This window comes from Magnetospirillum molischianum DSM 120 (assembly GCF_000294655.1).
Lineage (GTDB): Bacteria > Pseudomonadota > Alphaproteobacteria > Rhodospirillales > Magnetospirillaceae > Phaeospirillum > Phaeospirillum molischianum.
This window is the reverse complement of sequence record NZ_CAHP01000011.1, coordinates 1-23,621: the sequence shown is the minus strand read 5'-3', so window position 1 is coordinate 23,621 and position 23,621 is coordinate 1. Positions and strand designations below refer to the sequence as shown.

Below are 23,621 nucleotides of genomic sequence, written 5' to 3'. Positions count from 1 at the left end.
TCCCTTAGTCCGCCAGATCGATAGTGTAATTCTCGATCACTGTGTTGGCGAGCAGGCTGCGGCACATGGTCTCGACCGATTCGCGGGCTTTGGCGGGATCGGTTTCATCGATGTCGAGTTCGATCAACTTGCCTTGGCGGACGTCGTTGACGCCGAAAAAGCCGAGCGCGGCCAGCGCGTGCTGGACGGCCTTGCCCTGGGGATCGAGGACACCGGTCTTGAGGGTTACGAGGACTTTGGCTTTCACGTCTGGGTCATCCGCTTGCTGGAACAGGGAGGGAAGGAGGGGCGGGGAGCTATCGGGAGCCCCCCGCTCGCTCCGGTCACTGCATTGTCTGGGGGCCCTTGAGATCGCGAGGACCGCCTTCGGGCAGGATGCCGAGACGGCGCGCCACTTCCTGATAGGCTTCCTCGACCCCGCCGAGATCGCGGCGGAAGCGGTCTTTATCCATCTTGTCGCCGGTGTGGATGTCCCACAGGCGGCAGGAATCGGGGCTGATCTCATCGGCCAGAACGATCTGCATGTCGTCGCCGTTGTAGAGACGGCCGAACTCGATCTTGAAATCGACCAGACGGATGCCGACGCCCAGGAGAAGCCCGGACAAGAAGTCGTTGATGCGCAGCGCCAGCGACATGATCTCGTCGAGATCCTGGGTGTTGGCCCAGCCGAACGCGGTGATGTGTTCCTCGGAGACCATCGGGTCGCCCAGCGCGTCGGACTTAAAGTAGTACTCGACGATCGAGCGCGGCAGGGGCGTGCCTTCGGTCAAGCCGAAGCGGGTGGCCAGAGAACCGGCGGCGACGTTGCGGATTACCACCTCAAGCGGGATGATCTCGACTTCGCGGACCAACTGCTCGCGCATGTTGAGGCGGCGGACGAAGTGGGTGGGAATCCCGATTTCGCCCAGGCGCAGCATCAGATATTCGGAAATGCGGTTGTTCAGAACACCCTTGCCGGTGATGGTTCCCCGCTTCTGATTATTGAAGGCGGTGGCATCGTCCTTGAAGTACTGAACCAGGGTTCCGGGCTCGGGTCCTTCGAACAGGACCTTGGCCTTGCCCTCGTAAATCTGTCTGCGTCTGGCCATGAAAAGATATCCGGGTGTGGGTGCGCCCTTGGCGCGTGGCGACGGGGAAAGGGATCGGTCAACCTCTCCGTCGATCAATCGAGGCTTGGTATAGCAGGGACCGCCCGACGAAACAACGCCATGTCGCCCTCATCAGGATGGGGACGGGTCTCCATTTTCGCAAGGGGCCGGGTCAAAAACCGGGCGAAGCGAATAAAGCGGACAGAGTGAACGTCCGATGGGACTGGCGGCGTTTAAATTCGGTGGATGCTGCCGAATGGAACCTCAAGGGTGAAGGCCTCGGCCAGACTCATGCCTCTCGCTGCCGTCAGCAGGGCGCGGATCACCCCGGAATGGGTCACCGCCACCGTTTCCACGGTGTCGGGCTGGGCGACGATTTCGGCTGCGAAGGCGCGAGCGCGGGCGGCCAGTTCGGTAAAGCTCTCACCGCCGGGTGGGGGGGCGGTAACGAAGTTCTTGCCCCACGGCTCCATCTGTTCTGGCGGAATGTCGTCCCAGCGCAGCCCCTCCCACGCACCGAAATCCAGTTCGGAGAGCCGTTCGTCAATAGTCACCGCCGGCCCCAGTCGTTCGGCCAGACGGCGGCAGCGGGTCGCCGGGCTGGAGAACAACCGCCAAGGTCCGGGCGGCAAGGCGGCGGCGATGGCTTCGGCTTCGGCCTCAAAGCTCTCGGCCAGGGCAAGATCAAGCCGTCCATAGCACACACCGGCGGCTCCGGCCGGTGTGGTGTGTCGAATCAGGATCATAGGGAGGCCACCAGGGTTAGCAGGAGAGCGACTTCGGCGATTTGTTGCGTCGCTCCCAGGCAATCGCCGGTATAGCCGCCCAGGCGGCGCGACAGCCACGCCGCCGCGACCGCCCATACCGTTATTGCCACGCCCGCGCAGGCGAAGGCAGGCCCGGCGGGCAGGGCAAGCAACGGCAGGAGACCGAGCAGCAACGGCAGAGCCAGTCGTCCGCCACGCAAACGGCTGGTGACCGGCGCGGCTCGGCTTGGCTCTGTCCTGGCATAGGACAATACCGCCATTAGGGCGGCGGCGGCGGCGCGTGACAATGCGGCGGCGGCGATTGGAGCCGCCAGCAGCCAGGGGGCGTGCATCTCGCCTAGCGCCAGCCATTTGAGGCCAAGCAGTACGATCAGCCCGACCACGGCAAACGCGCCGACGCGGGAATCGCGCATGATCTCCAATACCCGCGCCCGGTCTGGACCGCCGCCTCCGAAGCCGTCACAGGAATCGGCAAAGCCGTCCTCGTGTTGCGCTCCGGTCAGTAAAAGCCCTAATCCGAGAGACAGTCCGGCGGCGATGGTGGGGGGGAGGGCCGCTCCGGCCAGGATCAGGACGCCTCCGGTTGCCGCCCCCACACCGATGCCGACCAGCGGCCACCAACTGGTTGCGCGCCGCCAGTCATCCGCCTCCAGCGGGGTGCGGATCGGCAGCGGCAGACGGGTGAAATAGAGCAGCGCGGCGAGCAGTGCGCGCCACTCGCGCATCGCGGCGGTGCTCATTTCAGCCGTAGCGGCAGACCGGCGACCATCAGCCATGCCTCGGTGGCGAGGGCGCCGGTGCGCTGGCCCAGCCAGCCGCACAAATCGCGAAAGCGGCGCAGGTCGGCATCCATCGGGACCGGACTCCAACCGATTTCATCGGCAACGATCAGGGTCGGCCAGGGCGCGGCGCGGGCGGATTCGAGCAGGCGGTCCCACTCGGCCAGAATCGATTCGTCGTCGCGGTCGAAGCGGGCGGCGGCCCAGGTCACCACGCTGTCGAGCAGTACTCCCGAGGGTCGAGGAGACAGCGCCGCCAGTGCGGTCGGGACATCGGCGGGGGCTTCCAGGGTTCGCCAACTGGCAGGACGTTCGGCACGGTGACGCGAGACCCGCGCCGCCATTTCGGCATCGTTGGGGTCTGCGGCGTAACAGGCGATGAAGGCCACGGCCTCGCCCCAGGATCGGGCGACATCGACCGCTCGGGCGCTCTTGCCGCTGCGGACCGGACCGGTGAGAAAAATGAGATCGCTCATGGTCGTCGAACTCTGGAACGAGGAAGTCGAAAAAGTCCAGCCTAAACTGTGCGGTTTCCCTCCATTTTCTGCGGGTTTGCCGCGAGTGCGTCTCCCCCGTGTCCAGGGTAGTTTGATATTGACAGAATATGGCCGGACACAGTACGCACCACCCAAGGTGGGATTGTTTCCCGCCTTATAAGCAGCCCTCGCCGAGGGGGGCGATGGCACTGTCCCACGGAGGTTGTCAATGCGGATCGTACTGGTCCATCCCAACTACCATTCTGGTGGAGCCGAGATCGCCGGCAAGTGGTCGCCGGCTTGGGTCGCCTACCTGGCTGGCTATCTGAAAGCCAACGGGTACAGCGACATCCGCTTCATCGACGCGATGACCGACGATCTGAGCGAGAAGCAACTCCGTGCCCAGTTGACCGCCCTGAAGCCCGATGTCGTCGGCTGCACCGCGATCACGCCTTCGATTTACAAGGCCGAGCGCGTTCTCGAGATCGCCAAGGAAATCAATCCGAATATCGTCACTGTCCTGGGCGGTATTCACAGCACCTTCATGTACCAGCAGATCCTGTTCGAGGCTCCCTGGATCGACGCGATCATCCGCGGTGAAGGTGAGGCGGTGTTCCTCAATCTGGTCCGTGCCATCGATCAGGGACGTTGGCCTGATTCGCGCGGCCAGATCAACGGTATCGCCTTCATTCAGGATACCAAGGTCATTGCCACCCCGGCCGAACCGCCGATCAAGGACGTCGATTCGATCGTCGCCGATTGGAGTATCCTCGACTGGGATAAGTACAATTACATCCCGCTCGGCACCCGCGTGGCCAGCCCGAATATGGCGCGTGGCTGCCCCTTCACCTGCTCGTTCTGCTCGCAGTGGAAGTTCTGGCGCGATTATCGCGTCCGCGACCCCAAGAAAGTGGTCGATGAGATCGAAATCCTGGTGCGCGAGCACAAGGTGGGCTTCTTCATCCTTGCCGACGAAGAGCCGACGATCAACAAGAAGAAGTTCATCGAGTTCTGTGAGGAGATGATCGCCCGCAATCTGCCGGTTCTGTGGGGTATCAACACCCGCGTTACCGACATCCTGCGCGACGAAGATCTGCTCCCGATGTATCGCAAGGCCGGTCTGATCCACATCTCGCTCGGGACCGAAGCGGCGGCGCAGCTCAACCTCGATCTGTTCAACAAGGAAACCACGGTCGCCGAGAACAAGCGCGCGATCCAGCTTCTGCGTCAGAACGGCATCGTCGCCGAGGCCCAGTTCATCGTCGGTCTCGACAACGAGACCCCCGAGACGCTGGAAGAGACCTACCGGATGGCGATGGATTGGCAGCCGGACATGGCCAACTGGTCGATGTTCACGCCGTGGCCGTTCTCGGACCTCTATCGCGAGATGGGCGACAAGGTCGAAGTGTTCGACTTTGAGAAGTACAATTTCGTTACCCCGATCATGAAGCCCGCCGCGATGGAACGCGCCGAGCTGCTTGACCGTGTGATGGCGAACTATCGTCGCTTCTACATGTACAAGTCGTTCTTCAGCTATCCCTTCGCCAAGGGCGATCCCGTCCGTCGCCGTTACCTGTGGGGCTGCCTCAAGGCGTTCCTCAAGAGCGCGTTCGAGCGTAAGTTCTACGATCTCGGCAAGGCTGGGTATTGGGGCCCGCAATCGAAGAAGAACGTCGATTTCCACTTCGATACGTCGCGCAAGCGTGGCGAGGATGCGATGGAAGCGTCCGCCGAGTGGAAGAGCATGCCGAAGAACAAGCAGGATTTGTTCGACGCAGCCCTGGCGGCTCGTGCCTGCGGTGGCAGCACCGAGCAGATGGACGAGCATGACGAGTTCAATCGTCCGACGGGTCACGTCGATGTCGACTCGCCCGAAGCTGCGGCGATGATGGCTTGCGGCGGTGGCAAGCAGCAGATGGAAGACGCTACCCAGGTCGCCAAGATCTAACTGGGTGGTCTGAGTACAAAAGAGTCCCCGCCGAACTCCGGTTATTCCGGGGGTCGGCGGGGTTTTGCTTTTCAGCCCCTCTATATCCTGTCCTTTTGAGACCGCTAGCGGAGAACCCGACCGTGACCGAGTCCCCCGATCCGATTCTTGCCCCCGTCGAATACACCGCCGCGCCGGATCTTCCGCGCCGTGCCCGTGCCTTGATGATCCAGGGAACCGCGTCCGACGTCGGTAAAAGCATGGTGGTGGCAGGGTTATGCCGGGCTTTTACCCGGCGAGGATTGGTGGTGCGCCCGTTCAAGGCGCAGAACATGAGCAACAATGCCGCCGTTGCCAGCGATAGCGATCTGCCGCCCGGACCCGACGGGTTCGCTCCTCCGGGAGAAATCGGTCGTGCTCAGGCCGTGCAGGCCCGTGCCTGCAAGGTGCCTCCCTCGATCCACATGAATCCGGTCCTGCTGAAGCCGCAGACCGATATTGGCTCGCAGGTGGTTTTGCGCGGTCGGGTGTTGGGCAATTGCCCGGCGCGGTTCTATCACAAGATGCGTCACCAGCTGATTCCCGCAGTGCTCGATAGCTTCCGTCGTTTGGCTGCCGAGGCCGATCTGGTCCTGGTGGAAGGGGCGGGGAGCGGTGCCGAGATCTATCTGCGCGATTCCGACATTACCAATATGCGCTTCGCCGAGGCAGCCGACCTTCCGGTGGTGATTCTGGGTGATATCGACCGGGGTGGCCTGATGGCCGCGATCGTTGGATCCTACGATCTGTTGAGCGAGTCCGATCGCTCCCGTGTTGTCGGCTATCTCATCAACAAGTTCCGCGGCGATTTCTCGCTGTTCGAACCCGCCTGTAAAATCATGACCGAGCGCACCGGATGGCCGATGCTGGGCGTGCTGCGCTGGTTCGACAAAGCCGATCGCCTGCCGGCCGAGGATTCCCTGGCGCTGGAACGGCCTGCCGAGACCGGGGGCAAAGGGCTGAAGATCGCCGTGCCGCACTTGTCGCGGATCGCGAATTTCGACGATCTCGACCCGCTTGCCGCCGAACCTGGGGTAAGCGTGGTGTGGGTCCATCCCGGTCATCCCATTCCGGCCGATACCGACGTGGTGGTGTTGCCCGGATCGAAGGCGACCCGAACCGATCTTGCCGTGTTACGTCGTAATGGTTGGGACATCGATATCCTGGCCCATGTCCGTCATGGGGGGCGCGTCGTCGGCCTGTGCGCAGGCTTCCAGATGCTGGGGACGATGGTGCGCGATCCCGATGGAATCGAAGGAGCGCCGGGCGAGACTCCAGGTCTCGGCCTGCTCGACATCGAGACGGTGATCGGCGGAGCCAAGCGTCTGGTCGATCTCGACGTTACCGATCACGTCAGCGGCTGTCGCGTTACCGGCTATGAGATGCATATGGGCGTTACGTCCGGCCCTGGATTGGAGCGGCCCTGGTTGAGCTTCGATCATGGCAACGGCCCCCGTCCCGAAGGCGCTGTTTCCGCCGATGGTCGGGTGATGGGGTCTTACGTCCATGGTCTGTTCGGTTCGGATTCCTTCCGTGGCCATTGGTTGGGCCAGGTCGGCGCTCAGGCCGCCGGGCTTGATTTCGAGGCCAGGATTGAAGCCGCTCTCGATGCGCTCGCCGATCATTGCGAAGCCAATCTCGACCTTGACGCTCTGCTCGCCCTGGCGCGCTAAAGTTTGCGTTTGATCTGATCCCCGGCCAACCCCGGATTTGACCTGTTGGCCGGTATCGAGCCGCCATTGCCGATGCGCCCGCCCCCTTTTCCGTAAGGAGAAGGGGGCGTTTTTTGTTCCGGCGTCGGCTTTCGCATAGAAAAAGGGCCTGGATTGCTCCAGGCCCTTGATCCATCGTGCCTTGCGGCGATCCGAGATCAGCGCTTGCTGAACTGGGTCGACCGGCGGGCCTTGTGCTTGCCGTACTTCTTACGCTCGACGACGCGGGGATCGCGGGTAAGGAAGCCGCCAGCCTTCAGGGCCGGGCGCAGGGCCGGGTCGAAGAAGGTCAGCGCACGGCTGATGCCGTGACGAACCGCACCGGCCTGACCCGACAGGCCGCCACCGGTGACGGTGCAGACCACATCGAACTGGCCTTCGACCTGAGCGGTCTGGAACGGCTGGTTGATGATCATGCGCAGGACCGGGCGGGCGAAATACACCGGAAGCTCGCGTCCGTTGACGGTGATCTTGCCCGAGCCGGGCTTCAACCACACACGGGCAATCGCGTTCTTGCGCTTGCCGGTGGCGTAAGCGCGACCGAAAGAATCGACCTTGCGCTCATGGACGGGGCCGGCCGGAATCGTGGCCTGAAGATCGGCCAAGCTGGAGAGATCGGCCATGGGATTACCTCTTGTTCTTCGGATTCATCGCGCCGACATCCAGCACTTCGGGCTGCTGAGCCTCGTGCGGATGGGTGTCGCCGGCATAGACGCGCAGGTTCTTCATCTGCTGACGGCCAAGCGGACCACGCGTGATCATGCGCTCGACGGCCTTGACGATGACCCGCTCGGGGTAGCGTCCGCCGAGCAACTGGCCGATCGTGCGGTCCTTGATGCCGCCCGGATGGCCGGTATGCCAATAGAACCGCTTGGCGGCAAGCTTGTTGCCGGTCAGACGGACCTTCTCGGCGTTGACGACGACGACGTTGTCGCCCATGTCAACATTCGGGGTGTAGGTCGGGAGATGCTTGCCGCGCAGCCGCATCGAAATGATGCTAGCCAAACGGCCGAGCACGACGCCGTCCGCGTCGATCACAACCCACTTCTTTTCTACTTCGGACGGTTTGGCGTTATAGGTCTTCATGGCACCCACGGCAAAACCAGTTGACGTCACCGTGGCAAACACGGCGTCGAGGGCGCGGAGTATGCCACACGGGGGATATGAGTCAATCCATTTCTTTTCCTTTTAAATCAATGACTTAGCTTTGCGGTATTATGATACCTCCTTGAAGGGGCGCGGAAAGCCTGGGGTTTTGGCGAGTCGTCGCTGCCCGTTTCATTGACTTGTCCCTGGGGGCGTGCCACACCATCTTAACGGGAAGCTTATCCGGAGTATTCGCAAGATGACCCTTACCATTATCGTAGCCTTGCTGTGCGCCGTCGCCATCGCCGGCATCGGCGGCGCCCTGACCGTGATCGGGCCGTGGTATCAGGCCTTGCGCAAGCCGAGCTGGCAGCCGCCGGATTGGGCGTTTGGTCCCGCCTGGGCGGTCATCCTGGGGCTGGCGGCCTGGGCTGGCGTTCTGGCGTGGGAAGCAGCTCCCGACGATGCCGCCCGCACCCGCGTCATCGCGCTGTTTGCGATCAACGGTGTCTTTCATATCTTGTGGAACCCACTGTTCTTTCGCTGGCGTCGTCCCGATTGGGCGTTGATCGAAGTCGTGTTTTTGTGGCTGTCGGTGCTGGCCCTGATCATCGGTGTCGCGCCGTTTGCGCCGGATGCGGCGTGGTTTTTGTCTCCCTATTTGGCGTGGGTGGCGTTCGCGGCGTTTCTTAACCTCGCGGTGGTCCGTCTCAACCGTCCGTTCGGTATCCGCGTCGAAACGGTCTGATCTCTATCGGCGGGAGCCGGTTCCGGCTCCCGCTTGCGGCTTGTCGCAGAGGTTTCGCACGCCGCTTTTTGTCCTTTGATCTTGCCAGCCGACATCGATCATGTCCTTTCCGACCTGTTTTTCGCGGGGAGGGAGGATTGTCACAATCGGAAACTGGCTTCAGGCTTGCCAAGGCGGCTCGGTGCGCAGTAAAGGGTGGCCTTTCTCCCCACCTGCCTTTCGTTCCAAGGACCCCCCCGATGGAAAACGTGCTGACACTGATCGCCGGACATGGCTTGTCCGGTCTCGATGGTTCGTTGGTGTCTGAGGTGCGAGGGGGATTGCGGGCGTTGGGGGCCGAGGTCGGCCAGCCCGACTGGTTGTCTCCCGATCGGGCCTGCGATCTGAGCTTTTCCGGCCTGTCGCCTCGTGATGCCGATGCAATGTCGTTGCGAATTCTCGAAGGTTGGGGTGTCGATGTCGTCGCCCAGCCCGCCGAAGGGCGGCGCAAGCGCCTGCTGGTCGCCGATATGGATTCAACGATGGTCACCGGCGAGACCCTGGACGAACTGGCTGATTTCGCCGGTCTGAAAGATCGTATCGCTGGAATCACCGCTCGGGCGATGAATGGCGAGATCGGGTTCGAGGCGGCGCTGCGCGAGCGGGTCGGGCTGCTGGCCGGGCTGCCGGAAAAATGCCTGGAAGCGACCTGGGAGCGGATCGATTTCACCCCCGGTGCCCATTCCCTGGTCGCGACGATGAAGGCGAACGGGGCGATGGCCGTACTGGTCTCAGGTGGCTTCCGTTTTTTCACCGCAAGGGTGCGGGTGTCTTGTGGCTTCGATCGCGACATCGCCAACGAACTGATTGTTGCTGATCAGCGGCTGACCGGGCAGGTTGGAACCCCGATTGTCGGGCGCGAGACCAAACTGGCGACCCTGATTGCCACGGCGGCCGAACTGGGGATTTCGACCGGACTGGCGGTGGCGGTGGGCGACGGTGCCAACGATCTCGATATGCTGCGCGAAGCCGGGCTGGGGGTGGCCTTCCACGCCAAGCCCGTCGTTGCCGCCGAGGCTCGCGCCCGGATCGATCATGGCGACCTGACCGCTTTGCTTTATGCTCAAGGCTATCGTGACGAGGATATTGTCACCTCTTTTGGCAGTCTGAGCTGACAAGCCAATCTGGCCGTACCGATGGACGGTAAGACGATCGGTTGGCGCGATGGTGTCCGCGTTTCGGACTGCATCCTGCGCGACAACATCATGCGGTAAGTGATTGTTTTTAAAGAAAGGGGGGCAGGGAAGGGCGCTCCGAGCCTTGAAGACCCCCATGTCACCCGATCAGACAGAAAAAAGGCGGTGAAGCGAATATGCTTCACCGCCTTTTTCATACTTTGGATTAGCGCGCCCGAGCGTGGGCGAGGACACGGGCGGTGGCCCGGTCGTCCTTAAGCTGTTCGGCGATCAGGAAAGCCAGTTCCAGTGCCTGGGTGGCATTGAGACGGGGGTCACAGTGGGTGTGATAGCGGTCGCCCAACCGTGCCTCGGTGATCGCGGTCATGCCGCCGACACATTCGGTGACATCTTGTCCGGTCATCTCGAAATGGACGCCACCCGCGTGCGAGCCTTCGGACTTGTGGACAGCGAAGAAGGCGCGGACCTCGGCCAGGATCGAGTCGAACAGCCGGGTCTTGAAGCCGGTGGCCGCCTTCACGGTGTTGGCGTGCATGGGATCGCACGACCACACCACTTTGCGGCCTTCGCGTTGGACGGCGCGGATCAGGGCGGGCAGCTTGGCTTCGACCTGGGCGGCTCCCATGCGGACGATCAGGGTCAGACGGCCGGGTTCGTTGGCCGGGTCCAGTCGCTCGATCAGGGCCAGGAGATCGTCCGGGGCGATGCCGGGGCCAATCTTGAAGCCAATCGGGTTCCGCACGCCGCGCAGGAACTCGACATGGGCGGCGTCAATCTGGCGGGTCCGCTCACCGATCCACAGCATGTGAGCCGAGCAATCATACCAATCGCCTGAAGTCGAATCGACGCGGGTCAATGCCTCTTCATAGGGGAGAAGCAGCGCTTCATGCGAGGTGAAGAAGTCGGTCTCTCGGATTTGCGGGGCTGAGTCCGAGGTCAACCCGCAAGCTTCCATGAAGTCGAGCGTTTCGCCCAAGCGGGTGCACAAATCCTGATAGCGTGCCGCTTGTAGCGTTCCGGCAACACAATCCAGTGTCCATTGGTGCACCGTGTGCAGGTCGGCATAGCCGCCCTGGGCGAAGGCGCGCAACAGGTTCAGCGTCGAGGCCGATTGGTTATAGGCCCGCACCATCCGTTGCGGATCGGGGATCCGCGATTCGGGGGTGAAGTCGATACCGTTGATGTTGTCGCCGCGATAGCTGGGGAGGGTGACGCCATCGATGGTCTCGGTGTCGGCCGAACGCGGCTTGGCGAACTGCCCGGCCATGCGCCCCACCTTCACCACCGGCATGGCGGCGCCATAGGTCAGCACCACCGCCATCTGCAACAGCACCCGGAAGGTGTCGCGGATGGTATTGGCGCGGAACTCGACAAAGCTCTCGGCGCAATCGCCGCCCTGGAGCAAGAATGCGCGCCCCTCGGCGACCTGGGCCAACGTCGCTTTCAGTCGTCTGGCTTCTCCGGCAAACACCAACGGCGGATAATCGGCCAGCGTCCGCTCGACTTCGGCCAGTGCCACAGAGTCGGGATAGGTGGGAACCTGATGGATCGGCTTTGCCCGCCAACTGCCGGGCGACCAACGTTCGGCCATGGAAGCTTTGTCTCCTGCTTTTCGCGACCGCGAAACGGAAAGCATCCTCTATACGACGTGAGGAATAACTTTTCCAGTCTGCCGTCTTCGTTTTCGATCACAGTTCAGTAGTGAATGCATCGCGCCACAACCCCGGCACGTTGACAACTTATTTTTTTATTACCAAGTCAATTTTCTATTAAAGATAGAAAATTGACGGTCGGCCGTGATGATACGGGGAGATTTTCTCTGCCCTCAGCCCCTGGAGCGGACGAGGTTGGCGATCTTGATGTCTTCGCGAGTCGTGTGGTGAGCGAACCAATCGACCAGGAAGCGGATCAGATCGGCCTGGCGGATCAGGTCGATCGACATCGAGAGCATAAATCGTCTTAAATCTTCAAGCAGGGCGATGTGAAGCTTTCGGTGTAATTCATATTCTGGAAAGGATAGCTCTATCATGATGCTTTCTTCACTGTAAAAGTGAAAATCAGCATACTTATACAACTCGGTGAGCCTGCGACCGATTGTTTCAATCGGTGCTTCGGCCATCAGCTCTGCTTCGATCTGGATGATCAGGCCGAGAAAAATTCGGTGTTCGAAATCGATTCTTTGATGGCCCGTTTCATAGTCGGTCTTCCATTCCGCGCGAAACATCAAGCCGCTCCCTGACCGATCGTCCTCTATCATCCAAGTTTGGTCCGAATCGTCGCTTCAGACCAGCCTTCACGTCTTCATTGCCGCATCATCGCGGACATAGGCGGCCAGCCTGATATCCTCGCCTGCGGTGTGGAACGAGAACCATTCGATCAGGAAGCCGACGATATCCTTCTTACGGATTGTTTCGATCGAGATCGATCCGGTAAAGCCCCGTAATTCGGCCAGAAGCAGTTCGTGATTGCGCCGATGTGTTTCCAGGTCGGGGAAAGCCACATCGATCATGATGCTTTCCTCGCTGAAGAAGTGAAAGTCTGTGTATTTGTACAATTCAACTATATGGCGTTCAACTTGATCGAGTGGGGCGTTTTCAAAGAGGTCCGTTTCAATCTGAAGGATCAGGTCGAGAAAGATTTTATGTTCAAAATCAATCCGGGGGTGCCCCGTCTCATACGCTGACTTCCATACTGAACGAAACATGACCCGCCTCTGACCTTTGATTCTCGCCGTATACTGTGATCGCAATCGCAGCAACGGACCAGCCATATCCTATGGCTGGTATAACGAAACAGGGGAAGCGGTTGCCCGCTTCCCCTGAGATCGTCACCCGATTGTATTCGGATGCGGGAGATTAGCCCCGGTGGCCACCGCCAGCGCGAGCCGCAGCGGGCTTGCCGCTGTTGCCATGGCTGGAGGAGCGGGCCGCAGGACGGCTCTGTCCCTGGCTGGGGCGGCGGCCTGGAGCCTGCGGACGACCGCGCCCGCTACCACCGGCACCGCGCTGGGCGATGTGGGCGGCATGATAGGCGTGGGCTTCGTCAACCGGCACGGACTGACGGATCGTCTTTTCGATCGCGCGCAGATAGGCGACTTCATCGGCATCGCACAGCGACACGGCGATGCCGCTCGCACCGGCGCGGGCGGTGCGGCCGATACGGTGGACATAGCTCTCCGGCTCGTTCGGAAGCTCGTAATTCAGCACATGGGTGATGCCATCGACATCAATGCCGCGTGCGGCAATGTCGGTGGCGACCAGCGCCTTGATCTTGCCGTCGCGGAAATCGGCCAGAGCCTTCTGACGGGCGCCTTGCGACTTGTTGCCGTGAATCGCATCGGCGCTGATCCCGGCTTTGTCCAGCATTTCGGCGACGCGGTTGGCGCCGTGCTTGGTGCGGGTGAAGACCAGGGCGCGGCCGACATCCTTGCCAGCCAGAATTTCGGTCAACAGGGTGCGCTTGTTCTCGCGATCAACAAACATCACCTTCTGGTCGATCTTCTCGGCGGTCGAGGAGACCGGAGCAACTTCGACCCGAACCGGGCGGTGGAGCACGCTTTCGGCCAAGCCGACGATGCTGTCGGGCATGGTGGCCGAGAACAAGACGGTCTGGCGCGATTTCGGCATCGCCGCGACAATCTTACGGATCGGCTGAATGAAGCCCATGTCGAGCATCCGGTCGGCTTCGTCCAGCACCAGGGCCTCGACCGAGTCGAGGCGGATAGCGTCCTGGCTCATCAGGTCGAGCAGTCGGCCGGGGGTGGCGACCAGGATATCGACGCCGCCCGCCATCGTCTTGATCTGCGGAACCATGCCGACGCCGCCGAATACCAGGGCGTGGCGCAGGCGATACTGGCTGCCATAAGTGCGGAAGCTCTGGCCGACCTGAACCGCCAATTCGCGGGTGGGGGTCAGCACCAGCACCCGAGTGCTCTTGGGCATCGCGCGCTTCTTGAATTGTTCAAGGCGCTGCAACAGCGGCAAGGCGAAGGATGCGGTCTTGCCGGTACCGGTCTGGGCCAGGCCCAGAACGTCATGACCGGCGAGGAGGTGAGGAATCGACTGTTCTTGGATCGGAGTGGGGGACGTATACCCCTCGGTCGCCAGAGCCTTCAACAGGGGTTCGGCAAGACCGAGATCGGAAAAAAGGGTCATGAACTCTCTTTCTTTGCAGACGAACCGTCGGCATCGCCCAGGAGCCAATCTGGCCCGGCGAAAGACGGCGAGATAGGTCACGCGGAAAAGCGTGGCCCGATCGGGGCACCTTCCGGACGCGCGACCGGACGGTCATCATGGCAAGGGAAAAATGGCTCGGGACGATTGGGTCGGCCGGATAAGGCCGTAACCGTAGCGCGCTGTCGCGAGCGGTCTGAACGCGGATCGTCCAGGCAGAGGGCACCGTGCGCTATTCCCGTGCCAATGTCAAGCATCTGAGGCGACATGCGATTTACCCAACCCTGGTCATCCGTCAAGGCCGGGTGGTGGGCACTTGGAAAGTATCGCGCGCCCGCGTTAGATGGAATGCCAGAGAAAGGCCTTCAGTGATGACACAGCCCCCCGCACCGGTTCTTCCTGCCGCCGATGGCGTCTCGCCACCGTCGCCGCGCGGCATCCCTTTGGGCAGCCCAGACTACCGGCGGGTCACCCTCGCCTTGTTTCTGGCCGGGTTCGCGACGTTTTCCCTGCTCTATTGCGTTCAGCCGCTTTTGCCTGATTTTACGGCGGAATTCGGCGTCAGTCCGGCGCACAGTTCGCTCGCTCTGTCGCTTTCGACCAGTCTGCTGGCCGTAGCAATTTTATGCGCGGCCGCTCTGTCCGAAGGATTGGGGCGGCGCGGGCTGATGTTCGGCTCACTGGTGGCGGCCTCCGCCCTCAACATCGCCGCCGCCCTGGTGCCGGACTGGACATTGCTGCTGGTCATGCGGGCGCTGGAGGGCCTAGCGTTAGGCGGTGTGCCTGCGGTGGCGATGGCTTACCTTGCCGAAGAGATCGAGCCGCGCGGGTTGGGGCGGGCGATGGGACTCTACATCGCCGGAACCGCATTGGGCGGCATGTTGGGGCGTGTCATCACCGGGCATCTGGTCGAGGCGTTTTCCTGGAGAATCGCCCTGTGCGGCATTGGGGTTGCCGGTCTGATCGCCGCGATCGGTTTTCTGCTGCTGCTGCCGCGGTCTCGCAACTTCTCTCCACGTCCCGGCTTCGACGTCCAATACCATCTGTCGGCCTGGAGGCGGCATTTGGCCGTTCCGTCGATGCGCTGGTTGTTTGCGATGAGCTTTCTGTCGATGGGCTGTTTCGTCGCGGTGTTCAATTATATCGGCTTCCGCCTGACCGCGCCGCCGTATGGCCTGGGACAGGCCGCGCTTGGAATGCTCTTTTTCGTCTATATCTTCGGGATCGTAAGTTCCTCTGCCGCCGGGGGGCTGACCGAGCGCTTTGGCCGTCGTGCCGTGCTGCCGGTCGGGGTGCTGGTCACGGCGGTCGGAGTCGGTCTGACCTTGCCCGATGGAATGGAGACGATGGTCGCGGGTCTCATCTTGCTGACGGTTGGGTTCTTTTTTACCCATGCCGTCGCCAGCGGTTGGGTTGGCCGCATCGCCGTCGGGGCGAAGGGGCACGCCTCGTCATTGTATCTGCTTGCTTATTATGTGGGGTCCAGCATCGTCGGGTCTGCGGGCGGATGGTTCTGGGCCGAAGGCGGCTGGAGCGCGGTGGCTTGGTTTCTGCTGACGCTGCACGGCGTTGCACTGGTCGCGGCATTGCGGTTGCGGGCGCTGTCGCGGGTTTAGGGGAGGATACCGGCCAACCCTGGATTTTTGACCCGTTGGCCGGTTGTCTTTCCTCCCAGATCAAAGCTCCAGAGATTCGAACGGGGTACGATCGGGCCGTCCGGGGGCAAAGCGCCATACCGGGGGGGCTTCGCTGCCGGGGGCGGGCAGGGCGATCAGCGAACTGGATACGGTGCCGAATCCGCTGGGGCGGGTGAAGCACATCGCGGCACTGTCGTGGCTGTCATCGCCGTCTTCGGCGGAATCGCAGAGCATCGTCGTCCAGTCCTCCCATGTACCCGCACCGGGATCGGGCGGCGGCGCGGCGCGGAATCGGTCGAGATGGGCCGCGATGCGCGGACTGGCGCGGTCGTCGAGATCAAGTTCTGTCAGCATGTGCAAGCCGGGCGGAATGACATGCGATTCGACCCGGTACCCATCGTTTCGTAGCCAAAAAGCGGTGCAATTGTCGGCGATGACCAGATTGAACGGTCGGTACGCTTCTCCCGCCAGCTCCGACAGTGCACGGGCCGCCTGATCGGCGTCGGCATGGTCGAGCGCTTCCAGCACCAGTTCTCCGCGCGAGCGCTTTGACGCCAACGGTCCCAGCGTTCCGGCTCGGTTCAGAACCGCCGCCATCACCCCAAAGTCGTTGATTCCTAGCCACGATCCCCCCGCCAGGATATCCTGACCCGCCACCGTCTCCGGGCGGTCGTCCCACCACCGTCCCGGCCCCTGCCAGGGCCGGTTCCACAACTCATCGCGGTTCGAAGCGGCGATCAAAGGCCACGCCTGACCGGGGCGATGAAGCAGAACCAAGGTGCACATGTGAAAAATCCGTTTCTGGAGAGGCTATAGGCGATTATAACACGCCCGCCGGAAGCGTTGCCGGGTCGGCTTGGCGTTGCGCGTATTCCGGTTCGAGAACGACAGATTTCAAGGAGCCGCCGTCCGTCATGACCACTTTCGATGACCGTGAAAAAGCCTTTGAGGCCAAGTACCGCCTGGACCAGGACATGGATTTCAAGACTCTGATGCGGCGCGACAAGCTGGTCGGGCTGTGGGCGGCTGACCTGATGGGGTTGACTGGCGACGCGGCGAAAGCGTATGCGCTGACCGTCGTCGAGGCGGCTATTGATACGCCTGATCAGGATGTTGCCGACAAGGTGGCTAACGATCTTGCCGCCCGCAGCGTCAAGGTTCCGGTGTCCGAAATTCGGACCCAGGTGACGTTGCTGCTGGACAAAGCCCGCGCCGAGCTTAATGAAGAGCTGTCGCGTTAATTCCTAATCCGAAAAAAGGGAACCGTTGAGGGCGCATTGACCTGGCGGTCAACGCGCCCTAGGGAAAGTCGATTTCCTCAAGCGGTATGTCCTCGGAATAAAAGCAAAATCCGTTGCGGCCGGTGTTTTTGACCCGGTACATCGCGATGTCTGCCGCCTTGCAGACATCTTCCATGTTGGTGCCGTCCAAGGGATAGACTGCGATGCCGATCGATGCCCCGACATGACAGAAATGGCCTTCATGCACGATTGGTGGGGTCAGGACGTCAAGGATTTTGCGCGCCACCATTGCCGCTTCGCCTGGACGGGAAATTTCCTCCACGACCACAACGAATTCGTCACCCCCGATCCGCGAAACGGTGTCCGACCCGCGAATGCACAGCGACAAACGGACGGCCACTTCGCGAAGCACGGCATCGCCCGCTTCGTGGCCCAGATTGTCGTTGATCGGCTTGAAGCGGTCGAGATCGACAAAAAGCACCGCGACATGTCCGCCGTGGCGGCGCATCCGGGCCAGGGCATGATTGATCCTGTCCTTGAGCAGGTTGCGGTTCGGCAATCCGGTCAGGGTGTCGTGATGGGCCAGACGGTTAATCCGGTCTTCGTTTTCCTTGCGCTCCGAGATGTCGCGGACGATGCCGGTAAACAGACGCCCTTTGCCGTGACGCAGTTCGCTCAAGGATAGTTCCAGCGGGAACAGGCTGCCGTCGGTGCGTCGGCCCTGTGCCTCGACGGTGCGGCCGGTCGGGGCGAGCGGCAGACGGGGCAGAGTTGTTTCGATCTCCTCACCGGTCTCATCGTCGATCTCGAAATCCGGGTCGATCAGCAGATGGCCAAGCGGCTGCCCGATCAGGGTCGGCGGTGTGGCGCGGAAGATCCGGCCGAAGGCAGGGTTGGCGGCGATGATCGCGCCATGTTCATCTACGGTGACGATGCCTTCGGCCACCGAATGCAGCACTCCCTGCAACCGCTCCTCGCGCTCTCGCAGCGCCTCGGCCGAACGAACGAAGCGTGAGATGTCGCGTGCTTCGATCAGAAACGTCTCCGCTTCGTCGGGCAACTGGCGGACTCGCATTTCGGCTTCGAACAGAACCGCGCCGGACCGTTTCATCCGAAGCGGCAGGAAGTCCTCCTCGGCCAGCAATGCCCAGCCCGAAGTCTCGGCGAGGTCGCGGTAATCGTCTTCGAGGAAACCGACGAATGCGGTTCCCTCTGCCGCTTCGGCCGAAGGCAGCCCCAGCATCCGCACTCCGGCACGGTTGATGAACTCGATCTCTCCGCCCCGGATGATGCAGACCAGCACCGAAACAAGATCAAGAAGATCTGAATCTGCGCGCGGGCGTGGATTGGTGGTCGTGGGGGAGGAACACAAGGGCTTCACCAGGACAACCGGGAAGAGGGGGACTGTCGGGCCGATCCATGCGTGTCAGTGACCGCGGGGCAGCGATAATCCCGCGCCATGCCTGGGGCGGCAATTGAATTGGTCGGGGAGACAAGATTCGAACTTGCGGCCCTGGCGTCCCAAACGCCATGCTCTACCAGGCTGAGCTACTCCCCGATCCTTCTCAGTGGTTCTAAGGTGTTTGACAGCCGATGGCAAGAGCCCCGCCATGGGTCAGGGGGGGAGAAAGTGGATAAATCGTGATATCGGCAGTCGATCCCGAGGCATTGAAACGGGCCGAGGCCGCACTCGCGGCGCTCGAACACATATATATAGAGTGGGCAGAGGCCGACTGTGCCCGCCTGGATGCCGCCTGGACGGCCTGGGTCAGCGGCACGGACCATGACGATTCGGGTCTCCGCCGCCTCTTTTCGGTCGCGCACGACATGAAAGGTCAGGCGGCGACCTTTGGTTATCCGCTGATCGGCGAACTGGGCAACCGTCTGTGCCGTTTGATCGAAGCTGTGGAGGCGGGCGAGGGCGGTCTGGACGAACGCACCCGGCTTGCTGCTCTGGTCGCAGCAACCGGACGGGTCATCCGCGAGCGGATATCCGGTGACGGTGGGGCGGTAGGGGCGGCCTTGCTGGCCGGGATTGATGATCCTGGGCCTGACGATCGATGATACGTCTGAGGTGTGAAGCGCCCCCTCTCACCCCTCAGATATCCCGGCTGTCCGTCTTCCTTTTTGCGATCCACCGGAGACGGTTGCGACGGCGGTCAGGTTGGCGTGTCGAGCTTCTTACCGTCTAGATCTTCGGTCTGGCGTTCGCGCTCACGGCGGACAGCCTGCTTCTCAGCTTTCGATAAACCGAATTTAACCCGATTGGCTTCGGCCTTGGTTTCCTTCTCGGCGCGGGCCTTGCTCTTGCGCACCCGGTTCAGGTTGACGATCTCGCCCATGGTTTTCCCCTGTCCGATCCCCGAATGGGACAATCTTACACTTTTTTTCGGGGATAGTGAGATTTGGGCTTGCGTCCGGCCGATCCCCTGGGTATACACACCCACCTCGCGCGGGTGTAGCTCAGTTGGTTAGAGCGCCGGCCTGTCACGCCGGAGGTCGCGGGTTCGAGCCCCGTCACTCGCGCCATTTACTTTATATCTCGGTCACGCCGGACATCTTCTCCCTCTAGGGAGGAAGAAGTCCGGCTTGTCCCGTTTTATGGCTTGGTTCTTCGCCTTGGCCGTAACCAGCATGCCCGCTAAATGGGCATCTGCCTCCCCTCGTTTGCTTATTATCACGTCATTTAGCCTGTGCCCATTTTGTGGGCGCATACTAATGCTTTGATAAAAAAGAATTTATTAGCCGAATCTGGATGGCGCAGGGATTGCTTGCCCAGTGACACCGCCGACGCGGCGGGTGGATCACTGAACGAGGACGATAATGGAGACGGCGAAAACGGGTGTGGATGTCTTGTTTGTCCTGTTGGGGGCAGTGATGGTTTTGGCGATGCATGCGGGCTTCGCCTTTTTGGAAGTAGGGACGGTACGGCGGAAGAATCAGGTCAATGCCCTGGTGAAAATTCTGTCTGATTTTGCGGTCTCGACCCTGGCCTATTTCTTCGTCGGCTATGCGGTGGCCTATGGGACGACCTTCATGGTCAGTGCCGAGACCCTGGTGGGCAAGAGCGGGGGCGTCTTTGCCGCGCAGGGCTTCGATCTGGTCAAGTTCTTCTTTCTCGCCACCTTCGCCGCCGCGATTCCGGCGATCGTTTCGGGTGGCATCGCCGAACGAGCCAAGTTCACCACCCAGCTGATGGCGACCGCTCTTCTGGTCGGTCTGGTCTATCCCCTGTTCGAAGGAATGGTGTGGGGGACGCGCCTTGGCTATCAGGACATGCTGCAAAACCTGTTCGGCGCGCCGTTCCACGATTTTGCCGGATCGGTGGTGGTTCATGCTGTCGGCGGCTGGATCGGGTTGGCTGCTGTTCTGATGCTGGGGGCGCGGCTTGGTCGCTATCGTCCTGATGGGCGGTTGGTCGCAGTCCCGCCGTCGAACATCCCGTTCCTGGCCTTGGGCGCGTGGATTTTGTCGGTGGGCTGGTTCGGCTTTAATGTGATGAGTGCTCAGACCGTCGCGCAGATTTCCGGGCTGGTCGCGCTGAATTCATTGATGGCAATGATCGGCGGCATCCTGGCTGCGCTGCTGGTTGGCCGTAACGATCCGGGTTTCGTTCATAATGGCGCGTTGGCCGGGCTGGTTGCGGTCTGTGCCGGGTCCGACGTGATGCACCCTGTCGGCGCCCTGATCACCGGCGGCATCGCTGGAGCGGCCTTCGTGTGGCTGTTCACCCTCTGCCAGGTCAAATGGAAGATAGACGACGTTCTGGGTGTCTGGGCGCTGCATGGGATGTGCGGTGCGATNGGGGGGATTGCCTGTGGCGTGTTCGGGTCCGAAATGTTGGGGGGAATGGGCGGCGTCAGCCTGATATCGCAGTGTGTTGGCACCGTGACGGGTATCGCCGTTGGCCTTTTGGGCGGGCTTGCCGTCTATGGTGGGCTGAAGGCGGCATTTGGGATACGGCTTGATCCCGAGCAGGAGTTTTCCGGGGCCGATCTGGCCATCCATCAGATTGGCGCGTATCCAGAAGAAACGATGTCGGTTCACGACGACGCGCTGGCGATGTCTGTGCATGCCGGCAACGCCGGACGGCGATAAGAAATTAGAGGCTCTTACCCCGACCTCTCCTACGTGATGGGAGAGGTCGGGCAAGGGGCTTTAGTTTCGTTCGGGGAGTCCGGCGGCTCGGCGGATCATCGCGGCGACCACGTCCGGCTGTTCCTCGTGGGCGAGGTGGCCCAGCCCTTCGAACGTCACCACTTCCGAGCCGGGAACCAGGGCATTGACCTTCTTTGCCATCACGGGCGGAATGGTATGATCGTTCGAGCCGGTGGCCAGGATCAGATGTGGCTTCAGGCGCGGCAGATCGCGGCGCAGTGGTTTAAGATCCCAATTGGCCATCATTGCGATGGCGGCACCGACATGGCCGGGCGACATGCCAAGGCGACGATATAACTCGATGGTTTCCGGCTTCAGGACGGAGCCGGTACCTTTCATCAGGTCATCGACCATCGAGGTATAGCGGGCGCGCAGGGCGAACAGATAAGGCGGATGGGGCAGGGCTGCCATCAGCTTGGCCAGCGGCGAGAAAATCCGCGCTGGCAATCCATCCAGCGGCAAAAGGGCACCGCCCAGACTGATCACGGTTTGGGGATGGATCATTCCGTCCAGGCACATCCGCGCCAGGATGGCGGCCCCGGCCGAGTGGCCGACCACCAGGGACGGTTCGACTCCAAGTGCGCGCAGCAAAGCGTGGTGCGACCGTGCCATTCCGGGCAGGGACATGTGCGACGGTGCCGGTCGGGTGGTGAAGCCGTGGCCGGGCATATCGGCGGCGATAACGGTGAAGTCGCGGGCCAGCAGCGGGAACAGATCAGCCCAGGAATGCGTGGTGGCTCCGGTGCCGTGAATGAGAAACAGCACCGGGCCGCTTCCGGCCTGTTGGACGTGCCAGATCACACCACCAGCGGGGACAAACCGGCTGTCCTGGCGGTTGGGCCAGTTTTGCCCGTCCGTATCCCAGATCAGCCGGCTTCGCATGATTATCCCCTTATCCTTCCTTCGGCGGCGACCGAATCCGCAGCGGTGGCCTTTACCGCTTTCGACATCGCATTGGCGTCGGCATAAGGGAGCAGCAGATATTTCGCTCCCATCTCCGCCGCCAGCTTTTGTGCCATCGGCTGCGGCCGCCTAGCCGTATCGATCAGCATCGCCGAGAAGCCGGAAACCCGCAAGGCCTGAGCCGATGCGATGGCGTCAGCTTCGGCCATCGGGCGTCCCGGCGTGCCGTCGCGGGCGATATTCCCCTGGCCGTCGGTGAGGAACACCAACACCGGAGTCTGCCCCTTGTCGCGGCAGCCGGTTGCAACCATCCAGGCGGTATCGATCGCCGAGGCCAGCGGCGTTCCGCCGCCGCCGGGCAAGCCGGCGAGCGAGCGTTTGGCCCGGACCAGCGAACGGGTCGGCGGCAGCAGAACCTCGGCGGCCTTGCCCCGGAAGGCGATCAGGGCAACGTTGTCGCGGCGGACGTAGCAATCGGCGAGCAGCAGTTCGACCGCTCCCTTGGCTTCGGCCAGACGCTGCAACGCTGACGATCCCGAGGCATCGACGATGAAGATGGTGGTGGTTTCAGACCGCTGCTTGAAGTGGGTGCAGCGGAAATCGCTGCGCCGGACTTCGACCAGGGTGGCTGTGCGGCCTTCCTTGGCCGCTTCCTGACGGCGGAGCGGCTGCCACGGTGCGGCGGCGCGCAGGGTTTCGATCAGATTCAGCCGGGTATTGGGGGTCGGCTCGCCCGCCCGCACCGCCGAGGGGCGGCCGCGCCGTCCCTTCTTCTTTGCGGCTCCGGCCCGGCTGCCGCCCGAGGACTGGGCGCGCGACCGCACGTCCTTGCCCTCGCGCAATTGCGCCAGCAGCTTGTCGGGAATCGCCGCCTGTGCGACGGCGATCATCATCTCTTCGAGTTCCTGCGGGTCGAGGGCGTCGCTATCGTCCTCGTCCTGCTGATCCTCGGGTTGATCGGGGTCCGACGGCTCTTCCGGCGGTGGCGGTTCGTCGGGCGGCGGCTCGTCTTCCTGCGGTTCCCCGGTAGGAATGACGGTAGCCCGCGGCGCGAACACCAGCGACGCGGCGGTGGCAGCGTCTTCCTGAGTCACCGCATCGTGTCCGGCAAGGGCGGCGGCGGCGCGGGCAACCTTGACCGCAAGCAGAGACGCCCGCACCGAGGCGATGCCGAGCGCGACCGAGGCCGAACAGAGCGCCACCATGATATCGTCGGGGAAGGTGATCGAATCGAGACGGGCGCGGGCCTCGGCAACCTGGGCTGGCAGGGTCACCGGGGCCGACAGGTCGCTTTCGGTCACATTGTCGAGGTTAAGGAGGAACGCCAGCCGTTCGGTCAAGACCGTCGGCGGACGTTCATCGTCGGCCAGCCCCTCGTCCAGCGCGACGACGCCGATTCGGGCGGTCGAGCGCAGGCCGAGGCCGTCGCGTTCAAGTTGGACCTCGCCGCGATCAAGCACGCCGCCGATCCGTCCGGCGGTGCCGACGGACAGGCGTTCGGCCATCGCCAGAACGACGATTCCACCGTCGGCTTCGACCAGAACGCCACGCTCGGCGATCGGTCTTCCCATCCGAAGGGTCGAGGCAAGATCGAGACCGCCCAGCAGGCGGCTGTCGGTGATGTGGGTCGGGATACGCCGCATCGGCGCGTCCTCGGGCAAATAATCCCTCAGCAGGCCGAGGCCGACCTGGGGCAAGCCATAGATATCGTGA

24 protein-coding genes and 2 tRNA genes are annotated in these 23,621 nt (G+C 62.2%); 9 read left to right on the top strand and 17 right to left on the bottom strand.

What is annotated here, in order from left to right:
- Window positions 1–4: 4 nt before the first annotated feature.
- The 5 genes from purS to PHAMO_RS03005 all read right to left on the bottom strand — a co-directional run bounded on the left by purS (window position 5) and on the right by PHAMO_RS03005 (window position 3,110).
- The gene (purS, locus tag PHAMO_RS03025) at window positions 5–247 is read right to left on the bottom strand and encodes a phosphoribosylformylglycinamidine synthase subunit PurS (protein ID WP_002726313.1); all 243 of its coding nucleotides are present in this window, start codon (window positions 245–247) and stop codon (window positions 5–7) included.
- A 76-nt stretch (window positions 248–323) separates the two neighbouring features.
- Entirely contained in the window at window positions 324–1,088 is a 765-nt protein-coding gene (purC, locus tag PHAMO_RS03020; protein ID WP_002726308.1) for a phosphoribosylaminoimidazolesuccinocarboxamide synthase, read from the bottom strand.
- 233 nt (window positions 1,089–1,321) lie between these two features.
- A complete protein-coding gene (locus PHAMO_RS03015) occupies window positions 1,322–1,834 on the bottom strand; it encodes a histidine phosphatase family protein (RefSeq protein ID WP_002726306.1) in 513 nt (170 codons plus the stop codon).
- Window positions 1,831–2,631: an adenosylcobinamide-GDP ribazoletransferase gene (cobS, locus tag PHAMO_RS03010; protein ID WP_202801548.1), complete on the bottom strand. Its 801-nt coding sequence runs from the start codon at window positions 2,629–2,631 to the stop codon at window positions 1,831–1,833. The genes PHAMO_RS03015 and cobS overlap by 4 nt, the downstream gene beginning before the upstream one ends.
- The gene (locus tag PHAMO_RS03005) at window positions 2,592–3,110 is read right to left on the bottom strand and encodes a bifunctional adenosylcobinamide kinase/adenosylcobinamide-phosphate guanylyltransferase (RefSeq protein ID WP_002726302.1); all 519 of its coding nucleotides are present in this window, start codon (window positions 3,108–3,110) and stop codon (window positions 2,592–2,594) included. Before PHAMO_RS03005 ends, cobS begins: the two co-directional genes overlap by 40 nt.
- Before the next feature lie 229 nt (window positions 3,111–3,339).
- On the opposite strand from PHAMO_RS03005, the gene bchE reads away from it, so the two are divergent.
- Both bchE and PHAMO_RS02995 read left to right on the top strand, forming a co-directional pair.
- Window positions 3,340–5,058, top strand: a complete 1,719-nt coding sequence (gene bchE / locus PHAMO_RS03000) for a magnesium-protoporphyrin IX monomethyl ester anaerobic oxidative cyclase (RefSeq protein ID WP_002726298.1) — start codon at window positions 3,340–3,342, stop codon at window positions 5,056–5,058.
- Window positions 5,059–5,180: 122 nt separating this feature from the next.
- Complete coding sequence (locus tag PHAMO_RS02995) at window positions 5,181–6,749, top strand: cobyric acid synthase (protein WP_002726296.1); 1,569 nt, start codon at window positions 5,181–5,183, stop codon at window positions 6,747–6,749.
- Between the two features lie 197 nt (window positions 6,750–6,946).
- Here PHAMO_RS02995 and rpsI read toward each other — a convergent pair whose 3' ends face one another.
- Together rpsI and rplM are read right to left on the bottom strand one after the other, a co-directional pair.
- Window positions 6,947–7,411, bottom strand: coding sequence for a 30S ribosomal protein S9 (gene rpsI, locus PHAMO_RS02990; RefSeq protein WP_002726294.1), 465 nt, complete (start codon window positions 7,409–7,411; stop codon window positions 6,947–6,949).
- 4 nt (window positions 7,412–7,415) lie between these two features.
- On the bottom strand, window positions 7,416–7,874 hold the full coding sequence (gene rplM, locus PHAMO_RS02985) for a 50S ribosomal protein L13 (protein WP_002726293.1): 459 nt from the start codon (window positions 7,872–7,874) through the stop codon (window positions 7,416–7,418).
- A gap of 259 nt (window positions 7,875–8,133) precedes the next feature.
- Between rplM and PHAMO_RS02980 the strand changes: the two genes are divergently transcribed.
- Window positions 8,134–8,622, top strand: coding sequence for a TspO/MBR family protein (locus PHAMO_RS02980; RefSeq protein ID WP_002726291.1), 489 nt, complete (start codon window positions 8,134–8,136; stop codon window positions 8,620–8,622).
- A 239-nt stretch (window positions 8,623–8,861) separates the two neighbouring features.
- Window positions 8,862–9,776 (top strand): phosphoserine phosphatase SerB, encoded by a 915-nt coding sequence (gene serB / locus PHAMO_RS02975; protein ID WP_002726289.1) that lies wholly within the window; start codon window positions 8,862–8,864, stop codon window positions 9,774–9,776.
- Window positions 9,777–10,002: 226 nt separating this feature from the next.
- Here serB and PHAMO_RS02970 read toward each other — a convergent pair whose 3' ends face one another.
- The 4 genes from PHAMO_RS02970 to PHAMO_RS02955 all read right to left on the bottom strand — a co-directional run bounded on the left by PHAMO_RS02970 (window position 10,003) and on the right by PHAMO_RS02955 (window position 13,951).
- A complete protein-coding gene (locus PHAMO_RS02970) occupies window positions 10,003–11,388 on the bottom strand; it encodes a class II 3-deoxy-7-phosphoheptulonate synthase (RefSeq protein ID WP_002726283.1) in 1,386 nt (461 codons plus the stop codon).
- A gap of 234 nt (window positions 11,389–11,622) precedes the next feature.
- Complete coding sequence (locus tag PHAMO_RS02965; RefSeq protein ID WP_002726282.1) at window positions 11,623–12,021, bottom strand: bacteriohemerythrin; 399 nt, start codon at window positions 12,019–12,021, stop codon at window positions 11,623–11,625.
- Window positions 12,022–12,090: 69 nt separating this feature from the next.
- Complete coding sequence (locus PHAMO_RS18850; RefSeq protein ID WP_002726280.1) at window positions 12,091–12,501, bottom strand: bacteriohemerythrin; 411 nt, start codon at window positions 12,499–12,501, stop codon at window positions 12,091–12,093.
- Between the two features lie 151 nt (window positions 12,502–12,652).
- Complete coding sequence (locus PHAMO_RS02955; protein WP_002726278.1) at window positions 12,653–13,951, bottom strand: DEAD/DEAH box helicase; 1,299 nt, start codon at window positions 13,949–13,951, stop codon at window positions 12,653–12,655.
- Window positions 13,952–14,340: 389 nt separating this feature from the next.
- On the opposite strand from PHAMO_RS02955, the gene PHAMO_RS02950 reads away from it, so the two are divergent.
- Window positions 14,341–15,585 (top strand): MFS transporter, encoded by a 1,245-nt coding sequence (locus PHAMO_RS02950; RefSeq protein ID WP_155801516.1) that lies wholly within the window; start codon window positions 14,341–14,343, stop codon window positions 15,583–15,585.
- 60 nt (window positions 15,586–15,645) lie between these two features.
- Here PHAMO_RS02950 and PHAMO_RS02945 read toward each other — a convergent pair whose 3' ends face one another.
- Window positions 15,646–16,392 (bottom strand): NRDE family protein, encoded by a 747-nt coding sequence (locus PHAMO_RS02945; protein WP_002726276.1) that lies wholly within the window; start codon window positions 16,390–16,392, stop codon window positions 15,646–15,648.
- A 128-nt stretch (window positions 16,393–16,520) separates the two neighbouring features.
- Between PHAMO_RS02945 and PHAMO_RS02940 the strand changes: the two genes are divergently transcribed.
- The gene (locus PHAMO_RS02940) at window positions 16,521–16,847 is read left to right on the top strand and encodes a DUF1476 domain-containing protein (RefSeq protein ID WP_002726274.1); all 327 of its coding nucleotides are present in this window, start codon (window positions 16,521–16,523) and stop codon (window positions 16,845–16,847) included.
- Between the two features lie 58 nt (window positions 16,848–16,905).
- Here the strand turns inward: PHAMO_RS02940 and PHAMO_RS02935 are convergent, their stop codons facing one another.
- On the bottom strand, window positions 16,906–18,219 hold the full coding sequence (locus PHAMO_RS02935; RefSeq protein ID WP_328285631.1) for a diguanylate cyclase domain-containing protein: 1,314 nt from the start codon (window positions 18,217–18,219) through the stop codon (window positions 16,906–16,908).
- Between the two features lie 109 nt (window positions 18,220–18,328).
- Window positions 18,329–18,405, bottom strand: a tRNA-Pro gene (locus PHAMO_RS02930).
- A gap of 83 nt (window positions 18,406–18,488) precedes the next feature.
- Between PHAMO_RS02930 and PHAMO_RS02925 the strand changes: the two genes are divergently transcribed.
- Entirely contained in the window at window positions 18,489–18,911 is a 423-nt protein-coding gene (locus PHAMO_RS02925; RefSeq protein WP_002726268.1) for an Hpt domain-containing protein, read from the top strand.
- A 95-nt stretch (window positions 18,912–19,006) separates the two neighbouring features.
- On the opposite strand, the gene PHAMO_RS02920 is transcribed toward PHAMO_RS02925, so the two are convergent.
- Window positions 19,007–19,189, bottom strand: a complete 183-nt coding sequence (locus PHAMO_RS02920) for a DUF4169 family protein (protein ID WP_040566118.1) — start codon at window positions 19,187–19,189, stop codon at window positions 19,007–19,009.
- Between the two features lie 110 nt (window positions 19,190–19,299).
- On the opposite strand from PHAMO_RS02920, the gene PHAMO_RS02915 reads away from it, so the two are divergent.
- A tRNA-Asp gene (locus tag PHAMO_RS02915) sits at window positions 19,300–19,376 on the top strand.
- A gap of 294 nt (window positions 19,377–19,670) precedes the next feature.
- Window positions 19,671–20,945, top strand: coding sequence for an ammonium transporter (locus PHAMO_RS02910; protein WP_002726264.1), 1,275 nt, complete (start codon window positions 19,671–19,673; stop codon window positions 20,943–20,945).
- A 60-nt stretch (window positions 20,946–21,005) separates the two neighbouring features.
- Here PHAMO_RS02910 and bchO read toward each other — a convergent pair whose 3' ends face one another.
- Both bchO and PHAMO_RS02900 read right to left on the bottom strand, forming a co-directional pair.
- Entirely contained in the window at window positions 21,006–21,887 is an 882-nt protein-coding gene (bchO, locus tag PHAMO_RS02905) for an alpha/beta fold hydrolase BchO (protein WP_002726262.1), read from the bottom strand.
- 2 nt (window positions 21,888–21,889) lie between these two features.
- The coding region (locus PHAMO_RS02900; RefSeq protein ID WP_040566117.1) for a magnesium chelatase subunit D at window positions 21,890–23,621 on the bottom strand (1,732 nt) is incomplete at its 5' end.